At 75.6% G+C, this 13,268-nt stretch carries 2 pseudogenes; both read left to right on the forward strand.

Annotated elements, in window-relative coordinates:
• Nucleotides 1-12 precede the first annotated feature (12 nt).
• A pseudogene (locus IG86_RS45375) lies at nt 13-9,269 on the forward strand (non-ribosomal peptide synthetase); the annotation flags it as partial.
• 60 nt (nt 9,270-9,329) lie between these two features.
• Nucleotides 9,330-13,265 (forward strand): annotated as a pseudogene (locus tag IG86_RS45510) (non-ribosomal peptide synthetase); the annotation flags it as partial.
• Nucleotides 13,266-13,268 lie beyond the last annotated feature (3 nt).

Below are 13,268 nucleotides of genomic sequence, written 5' to 3' on the forward strand. Positions count from 1 at the left end.
ACCGTGATCCCGGTTTCGTACGCACAACAGCGTCTCTGGCTGATCGACCAGATCGAAGGGCCGACCGCGCTCTACAACCTCCCCTTCGCGGTCCGCCTGCGCGGCACGCTCGACACCGACGCCCTGCGCGCCGCGACGGCGGACGTGGTCGCCCGGCACGAGGCCCTGCGCACGGTGTTCCCGGTGGACGGGGGAGTCCCGGTGCAGCGGATCCTGCCGTCCGCGGAGGCGGAGATCGCCTTCGAGACGGTGGCCTGCGCACCGGGCGAGTACCCCGACCTGCGGGACCGGGCCGCCGCCCGCACCTTCGACCTGAGCGGCGAACTGCCCATCCGGGTCACGGTCTTCTCGCTCACCGACGCCCGGCCCACCCCCGCCCGGCCCTCCACGGCTTCCACCGCTTCCACTGCTTCCCCGGCTTCCGCCGACGAGCACGTGCTGCTCGTCGTGCTGCACCACATCGCCGGCGACGGCTGGTCGCTCGGCCCGCTCCTGCGCGACCTCGCCACCGCCTACGCCGCCCGCCGCGCCGGCCGCACCCCCGACTGGGAGCCGCTGCCGGTCCAGTACGCCGACTACACACTCTGGCAGCGCGAACTGCTCGGCGACGAGAGCGACCCCGGCAGCGTGCTGAGCCGGCAACTCGACTACTGGCGCGAGGCCCTGGCCGGCCTGCCCGAGGAGCTGGAGCTGCCGACGGACCGCCCCCGGCCGCCCGCCCCGACCGGGGCCGCCGACGCCGTCCCGTTCGGCTACGGCCCCGAACTGCACGCCGCACTGACGGGCCTTGCCCGCCGGCACCGCGCCACCCTGTTCTCCGTCCTCCAGGCCGGCCTCGCCGCACTGTTCACCCGGCTCGGCGCGGGCACCGACATCCCGCTCGGCACCGGCGTCGCCGGCCGCTCCGACGAGGCGCTGAGCGACCTGGTCGGCTTCTTCGTCAACACCCTCGTCCTGCGCACCGACACCTCGGGCGACCCGTCCTTCTCCGAACTCCTCGGCCGGGCCCGGGAGGCCCAGCTCGACGCCTTCGCCCACCAGGACGTGCCGTTCGAGCGGCTGGTCGAGGAAGTCAACCCGGCCCGCTCCCTCGGCCGCCACCCGCTCTTCCAGACCCTCCTGGTGCTCCAGAACCACGAGGAGGGCGAACTCGGCCTGCCCGGACTGCAGACGCGGCCCGAGGAACTCGGCCTGCGGGTGGCCAAGTTCGACCTCAACATCGGCATCACCGAGCGCCACGCTCCCGACGGCGCCCCCGCCGGCCTCACCGGATCCGTCGAATACGCCGCCGACCTCTACGACCGCGCCACCGTCACCACCCTGTTCGAGCGCCTGGGCCGGCTGCTGGCCGCCGCGGCCGCCGACCCCGAGACGCCGATCGGCGCCCTCGACATCCTCGCCCCCGAGGAACGCGGCCGCCTGCGCGACGAGTGGAACGCCACCGCCGCGCCCGTCCCCACCGGCTCGCTGCCCGAACTGTTCGAGGCCCGCGCCGCCCGCGCCCCGGACGCGGTCGCCCTCGCCCACGACGACGGCACCGTCTCCTACGCCGAGCTCGACACCCGCGCCAACCGGCTGGCACACCACCTCACCGCCTGCGGCGTCGGCCCCGAGTCCCCGGTCGCCCTGCTGATGGAACGCTCCGTCGACCTGGTCGTCGCCACCCTGGCCGTCCTCAAGGCCGGCGGCGCCTACGTACCCATGCACGCGAGCCTGCCCCCCGAGCGGATGGCCGCCCTCCTCGCCGACACCGGCGCCCCCGTCCTGCTCACCGACCGCACCGACCCGGGCTTCGCACACGACGCCCTCGTGGTCCGCCCCGGAGACGAGAAGGACGCCCCGGAGCACGCCCCCGGCATCCGCGTCCACCCCGACCGGCTCGCCTACGTGATGTTCACCTCGGGCTCCACCGGCACCCCCAAGGGCGTCGCCGTCCGCCACCGCGACATCGTCGACCTCGCCGCCGACCGCCGCTGGCAGGACGGCCGCCACCGGCGGATCCTGCTGCACTCCCCGCACGCCTTCGACGCCGCCACCTACGAGCTGTGGACACCGTTGCTGGCAGGCGGCACGGTGGTCGTCGCCCCGCCCGGCAACCTGGACGCCGCCGCCCTGCACGCCGTCACCACCCGGCACGAGGTCACCGCCGTCTTCCTCACCAAGGCCCTCTTCGACCTCGTCGCCGAGCAGGCCCCGGAGACCTTCCGCGCCCTGCGCACCGTCTGCACCGGCGGCGAGGCCGCCTCCGGCACCCTCATGCGTCGCGTCCTCGACCACTGCCCCGACCTGCTGCTCGCCCACGTCTACGGGCCGACCGAAGCCACCACCTTCGCCACCCACCACCCCCTCGCCCCGACCGACCTGACCGGCCCCCGGCCGCCGATCGGCGCCCCGCTCGACAACATGCGCGCCCACGTCCTCGACACCCGGCTGCAGCCCGTACCGCCCGGCGTCCCCGGCGAGCTGTACGTCGCCGGCGCCGGCCTCGCCCGCGGCTACTGGCGCCGGCCCGCCCTGACCGCCGAGCGCTTCGTCGCCGACCCGTACGCGCCGGGCGAGCGCATGTACCGCACCGGCGACCTGGTACGCCGCCGGGCCGACGGCGCCATCGAGTTCCTCGGCAGGATCGACGGCCAGGTCAAGCTGCGCGGCTTCCGCATCGAGCTGGGCGAGATCGAGGCCGTGCTCTCGCGCCACCCCGCCGTCCGCCAGGTCATCGTGATCGCCCGGGAGGACCGCCCCGGCGACACCCGGCTCGTCGGCTACTGCTCGGTGCTCGGCCCCGCCCTCGACGACAACCCCGGACTCGAAGCCGAACTGCCGCAGTTCGCCGCCGCCACCCTTCCCGGCTACATGGTCCCCTCGGCCGTCGTCGTCCTGCCCGCCCTGCCGCTCAACGCCAACGGCAAGGTCGACCGGCGCGCCCTGCCCGCCCCCGAACTGGCCGCCGACACCACCGGCCGCGCCCCGCGCGACGAACGCGAACGCGCCCTGTGCACCCTCTTCGGCGAGATCCTCGGCATCGACGACATCACCATCGACGACGACTTCTTCGAACTCGGCGGCCACTCCCTGCTGGCGACCCGCCTCGTCGGCCGGGCACGCACCGAACTGGGCGCCGAACTCGCCATCGGCGACCTCTTCCAGGCCCCGACCGTCGCCGCCCTCGCCGACCGGCTCGCCACCGACCCGGCCCGACCCGCGCTGCGCCCCGAACCGCGGCCCGAGGACCTGCCCGTCTCCTTCGCCCAGCGCCGGCTGTGGTTCCTCGGCCAGGCCGAAGGCCCCGCCGCCACCTACAACGTCACCCTCGCCCTGCGCCTCACCGGCCCGCTCGACGCGGCCGCCCTCGAAGCCGCCCTCGGTGACGTCGTCGCCCGCCACGAGAGCCTCCGTACGGTCTTCGACGCCCACGACGGCGTCCCCCACCAGCGGATCCTGCCCGCGCCCCCGGCGCCGCTGCTCACCGTCACCGACCGCCCGGTGCAGGAGCTGACCGGCCACACCTTCGACCTCGCCCGCGACGTCCCGCTGCACGCCTACCTGCGTCCCGAGGCACCCGACGAGCACGTACTGCTCCTCGTGATGCACCACATCGCCAGCGACGGATGGTCGCTGCGGCCGCTCTTCCGCGACCTCGCCGACGCCTACACCGCCCGGCTCGGCGGCGAGGCACCCGTGGGGGAGCCGCTGCCCGTCCAGTACGCCGACTACACGCTCTGGCAGTACCGGCTGCTCGGCGCCGACACCGACCCGCAGTCCCAGCTCTCCCGCCAGCTCGACCACTGGAGGCAGGCGCTCGCCGACCTGCCGGACGAGCTGCCGCTGCCGCTGGACCGCCCCCGCCCGGCCGCCCCGAGCCACCGCGGCGACGTCGTGCCGCTGGAGCTGGACGCGGACCTGCACGCTCGGCTCGCCGAGCTGGCAGCCGGGCACGGGGCCACCCTCTTCATGGTGCTCCAGGCCGCCTACGCCACCCTGCTGCACCGCTTCGGCGCCGGCGAGGACCTGCCGATCGGAACCCCGCTGGCCGGCCGCCTCGACCCGGCCCTCGACGAGCTGGTCGGCTTCTTCGCCAACACCCTCGTCCTGCGCACCGACCTCACCGGCCGGCCCGACTTCGCCGAACTGCTGGCCCGCGTACGGGAAGCCGACCTGGCCGCCTACGCCCACCAGGACGTGCCCTTCGAGCGGCTCGTCGAGGAGCTCAACCCGGCCCGCACCCTCGCCCGGCACCCGCTGTTCCAGGTGATGATCGCCTTCGACAACACCGCCGGCGGCGGCCCCGAGTTCCCCGGCACCCGCACCGCCTACGAGCCGCTCGGGCTGCCCACCACGGCCTTCGACCTCACCCTCAACCTCTCCGAGCGCCACCACCCGGACGGCGCCCCCGCCGGCATCGAGGGCGGCCTGGAGTTCGCCACCGACCTGTTCGACCGGGCGACCGCCGAACGCCTCGCCGACGCGCTGCTGCGCCTGCTGGCCCAGGTCGCCGCGGACCCGAACCGGCCCGTCGCCGAACTCGACGTACTGGGCGAGGCCGGCCGGACCGCGCTCGCCGGATGGCACGACACCGCCCGGCCGGGCGCGGCGGACGTCCTCCTCCCGGAGGCCTTCGCCGCCCAGGCGGCCGAGACCCCCGACGCCACCGCCCTCGTCTCCGGGGAGACCCGGCTGACGTACGCCGAGCTGGACGCCCGCGCGAACCGCCTCGCCCACGGCCTGACCGCCGCCGGCATCGGCCCCGAGGACGTGGTCGCGCCCACATGCTGGCCGACGCCCGCCCCGCGGCCGTACTCACCCACGCCGGATGGCGGCTGCCCGAGGTCCTCGAAGGGCTCGCGGGCGCAACCGTCCTGGACCTCGACGAGCAGGCGCGTGCCGAGCGGCCCGCCGGGGCCCCGCCCGTCCGCGTCACCGCCGCCAACGCCGCCTACGTGATCTACACCTCGGGCTCCACGGGCCGCCCCAAGGGCGTCGTGGTCCGCCACGGCGGCCTCGCCAACCTGCTCGCCTTCCACCGCGACGAGACCATCGCCGCCGCCCGGCAGGCCCACCCGGGGCGCAGGTTCCGGTTCGCCCAGGCCGCCTCGCTTTCCTTCGACACCGCCCTCGAAGCCCTGCTGTGGATGGTCGCCGGCCACGAACTCCACCTCCTCGACGACGACGTGCGCCGCGACGCCGCCGCGATCGTCCGCTACGCCGAGCACACCGGCGCCGACGTCCTCGACGTCACCCCTGGCCAGGCCGAGCGGCTCGTCGAGGAAGGCCTGCTGGAGCGCTGCCCGCCGGCCCTCCTGATGGTCGGCGGCGAGGCCCTCGGCCAAACCCTGTCGGCCGCCCTCACCGCCGCCGCCGACACCACCGTGCTCAACATGTACGGCCCCACCGAGTGCACCGTCGACGCGCTGTACCACCGGCTCTCCGGCGACCCGCGCCCGCTCATCGGCCGCCCGCTGCCCAACATCCGCGCGCACGTCCTGGACACCGGCCTGCGGCCCGTACCGCCCGGCGTCCCCGGCGAGCTGTACCTCAGCGGCGCGGGCCTCGCCCGCGGCTACCTCGGCCGCCCGGCGCTGACCGCCGAGCGGTTCGTCGCCGACCCGTTCGCACCGGGGGAGCGGATGTACCGCACCGGCGACCTCGCCCGGCGCCGCCCCGACGGCCGCGTCGAGTACCTGGGCCGCACCGACCACCAGGTCAAGGTCCGCGGCTTCCGCATCGAACCCGGCGAGATCGAGACCGTCCTGGCCGCCCACCCCGACGTCCTCCAGGCCGCCGTCCTGCCCCATCAGGACGGCACGGACGGCACGGCCGGCACCCGACTGGTCGCCTACCTCGTGGCGCGCACCCCGCTCGACCCGGCCGCGCTGCGCGCCCACGCGGCCGCCGCGCTGCCCGACTACATGGTCCCGGCGGCCTTCACCACGCTCGACGCACTGCCGCTCAACGTCAACGGCAAGCTCGACCGGTCCGCGCTGCCCGCCCCCGACTTCGCGGCTGCCTCCGGCGGCCGGGCCGCCCGTACGGCGCGCGAGGAGATCCTCTGCTGCCTGTTCGGCGAAGTCCTCGGCCTCACGGGACCGGTCTCGGTCGACGACGACTTCTTCGCCCTCGGCGGGCACTCCCTGCTCGCCACCCGGCTGCTCAGCCGCGTCCGTGCCGTCCTCGGCGCCGAACTCGGCATCCGCGACGTCTTCGAGAGGCCGACGGTGGCCGGCCTCGCCCAGCGGCTGGACGGCGCCACGGCCCGCCTCGCGCTGACCGCCCGTGAACGCCCCGCACGCCTGCCGCTCTCCTCCGCCCAGCAGCGGCTCTGGCTGATCGACCGGATGGAGGGCCCCAGCGCGCTCTACAACATGCCGCTCGCCCTGCGCCTCACCGGTCCGCTCGACGCGGCCGCCCTGGAACGCGCCCTCGGTGACCTCGTCGCCCGCCACGAGATCCTGCGCACGCTGATCGCCGAGCACGACGGCGAGCCCCACCAGCTGGTCCTCCCCGCCGTCGGCGCGGCCCTCCCCGTCGAACTGCGCGACTGCGCACCGGATTCGGTGGACGCCGAGGTGGAGCGGGCCGCCCGCCGGCCCTTCGACCTGGCCGCCGAACCGCCCGTACGCGTCACCCTCCTGCGGGTCGGCGCCGAGGAGCACGTCCTCGTCGTCGCCCTCCACCACATCGTCGGCGACGGCTGGTCGATGGGCCCGCTGTTGCGCGACCTCGCGGACGCGTACGCCGCCCGCCTGGACGGCTCGGCACCCGACTGGCAGCCGCTGCCGGTGCAGTACGCGGACTACGCGCTCTGGCAGCGCGAGCTGCTCGGCGACGAGGCCGACCCCGACAGCCTGGTGTCGCGCCAGCTCGCCTACTGGCGCGAGACCCTCGCCGACCTCCCGGAGGAGCTCACGCTCCCCGTCGACCGGCCGCGCGGAGCCCGCGCCGACCACCGGGGCGACCGGGTCGCGCTGCCCATCGACGCCGAACTGCACCGCTCGCTCACCGGGCTGGCGCGCGAGCACCGCGTCACGATGTTCATGACCTTCCAGGCCGCGCTGGCGGCGCTGCTCACCCGGCTCGGGGCCGGCACCGACGTGCCGATCGGTTCGGTGGTCGCGGGCCGCTCGGACGAGGCACTGGACGACCTGGTCGGCTTCTTCGTCAACACCCTCGTCCTGCGCACCGACACCTCCGGCGACCCGACCTTCGCCGAACTCCTCGGCCGCGTCCGGGAGACCGGACTCGGCGCCTACGCCCACCAGGACGTGCCCTTCGAGCGGCTGGTCGAGGAACTCAACCCGGCCCGCTCCCTGGCCCGCCACCCGCTCTTCCAGGTGGCGATGGTGCTGCAGTCCAACACCGGGGGCGAGCCGGAGCTGTCCGGGCTGCGCGCCGAGGCGCTGGCGGCGGACACCGGAGTCGCCAAGTTCGACCTCAACGTCACGCTGGAGGAGTTCTTCGGACCGGACGGCGAGCCCGCCGGACTGGACTGCGCGATCGACTACGCCACCGACCTGTTCGACCGGGAGACCGTCGAGGCCGTCGCCGCCCGCTTCGGCCGGCTGCTGACGGAGATGACGGCCCGGCCCGAGCGGCGGATCGGCCGCGCCGACCTGCTCGCGGACGGCGAGCGCGCCGCACTCCTCGGCGGCCACCGGCCGCTGCCCGCCGAACTGCCCCTGGTACCGGACGCCTTCGCCGCCCAGGTCGCGGCCACGCCCGACCTGACGGCCCTCGTCCACGGGGAGACCCGGCTGACGTACGCCGAGCTGGACGCCCGCGCGAACCGCCTCGCCCACGGCCTGACCGCCGCCGGCATCGGCCCCGAGGACGTGGTCGCCGTCCTCACCGACGCCGGCTGGCCACTGCCCGAGGCGCTGGACGGCCTCGCCGGAGCCACCGTCCTGGACGCCGGCGAACCGCACTGGGCAGAGCTGCCCGCCGACGCGCCGGCCGTCCGCGTCACCCCCGCCAACGCCGCCTACGTCATCTACACCTCCGGCTCCACCGGCCGCCCCAAGGGCGTGGTGGTGAGCCACGGTTCCATCGCCGGCCTGCTGGCCGCACACCGGGCGGAGACCTTCGCCGGTCCCGAGCGGGCCCACGGCCGGTTGCGCGCCGCGCTGACCGCCTCGCTCTGCTTCGACGCCTCATGGAACGGCCTCCTGTGGATGGTCGCCGGCCACGAACTGCACCTGATCGGCGACGACCTGCGCCGCGACCCCGCCGCCCTGGTCCGCCACCTGCGCACCACCGGTGTCGACGCCGTCCAGTTCACCCCCACCTACGCCGAACAGCTCATCGCCGAAGGCCTCCTGGACGCCCCCGCCCCGCGCGTGGTGCTGCTCGGCGGCGAACCGATCGGGCAGGCCCTGTGGACCCGCCTGCGCGAGGCCCCGGCCACCACCGGCCACAACCTCTACGGGCCCACCGAGTGCACCGTCGACACCCTGCTCCAGGAGTACGCCGACGCGGAGCGCCCCACCATGGGCCACACCGTCCTCGGCACCCGCGCCCACGTCCTGGACGCCCACCTGAACCCCGTCCCCGCCGGCGTCCCCGGCGAGCTGTACCTGTCCGGGGACAGCCTGGCCCGCGGCTACCTGGGCCGGCCGGCACTGACCGCCGAACGGTTCGTCGCCGACCCGTTCGCGCCGGGGGAGCGGATGTACCGCACCGGCGACCTGGTCCGCCGCACCCGCGACGGCCGGATCGACTACCTCGGCCGCACCGACCACCAGGTCAAGATCCGCGGCTTCCGCATCGAGCCCGGCGAGATCGAACAGGCGCTGACCCTGCACCCGGCCGTCCGCCAGGCCGTGGTCACCCCGCACGAGAGCGCGGACGGCGACCGCCGCCTGGCCGCCCACTGCGCGGTCGCCGCCCCCAGCCCCGAACTCGCCCTCGAACTGAAGCGGTTCGTGGCGCAGACGCTGCCCGCCCACATGGTCCCGGCCGCCGTCGTCACCCTCGACGCGCTGCCGCTGACCGGCAGCGGCAAGGTGGACCGGCGCGCCCTCCCGGCCCCCGACTTCCAGCTCTTCGCGGGCGGCCGGGCCGCCCGCACGGCGCGCGAGGAACTCCTCTGCGCCCTGTTCGGCGACGTGCTCGGCGCGACCGGACAGGTCTCGATCGACGACGACTTCTTCGCCCTCGGCGGGCACTCCCTGCTCGCCATGCAGCTCGTCAGCCGCGTCCGTACGGTGTTCGCGGCCGAGATCGGCGTCCGGGACGTCTTCGAGGCGCCCACGGTGGCCGGCCTCGCCCAGCGCCTCGACGGCGCCGGAGCGCGGCTCGCCCTGACGGCCGGCGAGCGACCGGAAGACCTGCCGCTCTCCTTCGCCCAGCGGCGGCTGTGGCTGATCGACGGGATGGAAGGGCCCAGCGCCCTCTACAACCTGCCGCTCGCCCTGCGCCTGAACGGCCCGCTCGACCCGGCCGCCCTCGAACTCGCCCTCGGTGACCTGGTCGCCCGGCACGAGATCCTGCGCACGCTCATCACCGAGCAGGACGGCGAGCCCCTGCAGCGGATCGTCCCGCCCGCCGAGGCCCGGATCCCCTTCGACCGCCGCACCGTCCGGCCCGCCGACCCGGCGGCCACCCTGGCCGAGTGCGCGGCCGTCCCCTTCGACCTCGCCCGCGAACTCCCCCTCCGTGCCCACCTGTTCCCGCTCGCCGCGGACGAGCACCTCCTCGTGGTCGTCCTGCACCACATAGCGGGCGACGGCTGGTCGATGGACCCGCTGCTGCGCGACCTCTCCACCGCCTACGCCGCCCGCCTGGACGGCTCGGCACCCGACTGGCAGCCGCTGCCGGTGCAGTACGCGGACTACGCGCTCTGGCAGCGCGAACTGCTCGGCGACGAGACCGACCCCGACAGCCTCGCGTCCCGCCAACTCGCCCACTGGCGCGAAACCCTGGCGGGCCTCCCCGAAGAGCTCCCGCTCCCCGTGGACCGGCCCCGGCGGGCGGACAGCAGCCACCGCGGCGACCGCGTCGTCCTCCCGCTCGGCGGCGAACTGCACCGCGCCCTGGCCGAGCTGTCCCGCGAGCACCGCGTCACCATGTTCATGACCCTGCAGGCCGCGCTGGCGGCGCTGCTCACCCGGCTCGGGGCCGGCACCGACGTGCCGATCGGTTCGGTGGTCGCGGGCCGCTCGGACGAGGCCCTCGACGACCTCGTCGGCTTCTTCGTCAACACCCTCGTCCTGCGCACCGACACCTCCGGCGACCCGACCTTCACGGACCTGCTCCACCGGGTCCGCGAGGCCCAGCTCGACGCCCACGCCCACCAGGACGTGCCCTTCGAGCGGCTGGTCGAGGAACTCAACCCGGCCCGCTCCCTGGCCCGCCACCCGCTCTTCCAGGTCATGCTGCTGCTCCAGGGCGCGGGCCGGGCCGGCGGCCCGGGCGAGGCCCCGCTCGACCTGGCCGGCCTGCCGGCCACCGTCGAACCGGTCGGCGGGTGCGCGGCCAAGTTCGACCTCTCCATCGCCATGGGCGAGTCCTTCGACGCCGACGGCGCGCCCGCCGGGCTGGAATGCGCGATCGACTACGCCACCGACCTCTTCGACCGGGAGACCGTCGAGGCCGTCGCCGCCCGCTTCGGCCGGCTGCTGACGGCGGTCGCCGCCCGCCCCGACCGGCCCATCGGCCGCGCCGACCTGCTCGGCGCCGACGAACGCGCCGAACTCCTCGCCGAGGGTGCGGCGTTGCCGACGGCCGTGCCGCTGCTGCCCGCCGCCTTCGAGGCCCAGGCGGCCCGCACCCCCGACGCGACCGCACTGGTCGCCGGGGACACCCGGCTCAGCTTCGCCGAGCTGAACGCACGCGCCAACGACCTCGCCCACCGCCTGACGGCCGCGGGCGCCGGCCCGGAGACAGTGGTCGCCCTGGCGCTGCCGCGCTCCGCGGAAACCGTGATCGCGCTGCTCGCCGTACTCAAGGCGGGCGCCGTCTCGCTCCCGCTGGACACCGGATACCCGGCCGACCGCACCGCGGCCATGCTGGCCGACGCCTCGCCCGCCCTGGCCGTGACCGGCGACGGCTGGCCCCTGCCCGAACTCCTCACCGGCCTGCCCGTCCTGGCCGCGGCCCCGGCGGCCGGGAACGACCGCCCCGCCGCGGACAACCCGCCGCCCCGCGCGGCCTCCTCCGACGCCGCCTACGTGATCTACACCTCCGGCTCCACCGGCCGCCCCAAGGGCGTCGTGGTCGGCCACGGCGCGATCGCCGCGCTGCTCGCCTCGCACCGCTCCGCGACCGGCCCGATCGGCGCCACCGAGCGCCAATACGGCCGCAGCCGCGTCGCGCTCACCGCCTCGCTCTGCTTCGACGCCTCGTGGGACGGCCTGCTCTGGCTGGTCGCCGGCCACGAACTGCACCTCATCGGCGACGAGGTGCGCCGCGACGCCGCCGCCCTGGTCCGCCACCTGCGGACGGAGTCCGTCGACGTCATCGAGGTCACCCCCTCCTACGCCGAACAGCTCGTCGAGGAAGGCCTGCTGGACGCGCCCGCCCCGCGCGTGGTGCTGCTCGGCGGCGAGGCCGTCGGACAGACCCTGTGGGCCCGCCTGCGCGAGGCCCCCGCGACCACCGCCCACAACCTCTACGGCCCCACCGAGTCCACCGTCGACGCGCTCACCCAGCCCGTCACGGCCACCCGACGCCCCAGCCTCGGCCGCAGCGTCCTCGGCACCCGCGCCCACGTGCTCGACGAGCACCTGAGCCCCGTCCCGCCCGGCGTCCCCGGCGAGCTGTACCTCTCCGGCGCCGGCCTCGCCCGCGGCTACCTCGGCCGCCCCTCGCTCACCGCCGAGCGGTTCGTCGCCGACCCGTACGCGCCGGGGGAGCGGATGTACCGCACCGGCGACCTGGTCCGCCGCACCCGCGACGGACGGCTCGAATACCTCGGCCGCACCGACCACCAGGTCAAGATCCGCGGCTTCCGCATCGAACCCGGCGAGATCGAGCACGTCCTCACGCGCCACCCCCGGGTCCTCGCAGCGACCGTGACGGTCCACGACGACGGCACCACCGGCCCCCGGCTCGTCGCCCACGTCGTCCCGGACGGCCGGCTCGACCAGGCCGAACTGCGCGCCTTCGCCGCCGAGTCGCTGCCCGCCCACATGCTCCCGGCGGCCGTCGTCCCGCTCGACGCGCTCCCGCTGACCCCGAGCGGCAAGGTCGACCGGCGAGCCCTCCCCGCCCCCGACTTCACCGCCCCGCCCACCGGGCGGGCACCCCGGACACCGCGGGAGGAGCTGCTCAGCGGCCTCTTCGCCGAGGTGCTGGGCCTGCCCGGCCCGGTATGCGTCGACGACGGCTTCTTCGACCTCGGCGGCCACTCCCTCCTCGCGATGAAACTGCTCGGCCGGATCCGTACCGCACTGGGCGCCGACCTCGGCATGCGGACGCTCTTCGAGGCACCCACGGTGGCCGCCCTCGGACAGCGCCTGGCCCGCCACCTCGACCGGGCCGGCACGGCCCCCGCCGACGGCACCGGCGCCCACGGCTCCCACAGCGCCCTGGACGTACTCCTCCCGCTGCGCGCGGGCGGCACCAGGGCCCCGCTGTTCTGCGTCCACCCCGCCGCCGGCATCAGCTGGGTCTACTCCGGGCTGCTGCGCCATCTCGACCCCGACCGTCCCGTCCACGGCCTCCAGGCACGCGGGCTGCGCGGGGACTCCCCGTCCTCCGTCACCGAGATCGCCGAGGACTACGTACGCCAGATCCGCGCCGTCCAGCCCGAAGGCCCGTACCACCTGCTCGGCTGGTCCTTCGGCGCGGTCGTCGCCCAGGCGATGGCCGTCGGCCTCCAGGCGGCGGGCGAGCAGGTCGCCCTGCTCGCCCTCCTCGACGGCCTCCCGGCCGACCCCGCCCGGAACACCGCCGACACCGCCCCGGCCTGCGACGACCCGGTCGACACCCTCGCCGCGCTGCTCGCCTCGCTCGGCTACGACCCGGCCGACGGACGCGGCCGGGCCGACCTCACCGCACTCCTCGGCGACGCCGCCGCGGTCCTGCCCGACGTCTTCGAGCAGAACGCCAAGCTGATGGCCGAGCACGTCCCCGACCGCTACCGGGGCGACGCCGTCTTCTTCGGCGCCACCCTCGACAAGCCCGCCGACTGGCCCTACGGGGAGGCCTGGCGACCGTACGTCGACGGCCGCGTCGAGCAGCACCGCATCACCTGCACGCACGGCGCCATGACGCAGCCGGAGCCCGTCGCACGGATCGCCGCCGTGCTCGCCGACAAGCTTGGAGAGTGACCC

This window comes from Streptomyces virginiae (genome assembly GCF_000720455.1).
Taxonomy (GTDB): Bacteria; Actinomycetota; Actinomycetes; order Streptomycetales; family Streptomycetaceae; genus Streptomyces; species Streptomyces virginiae.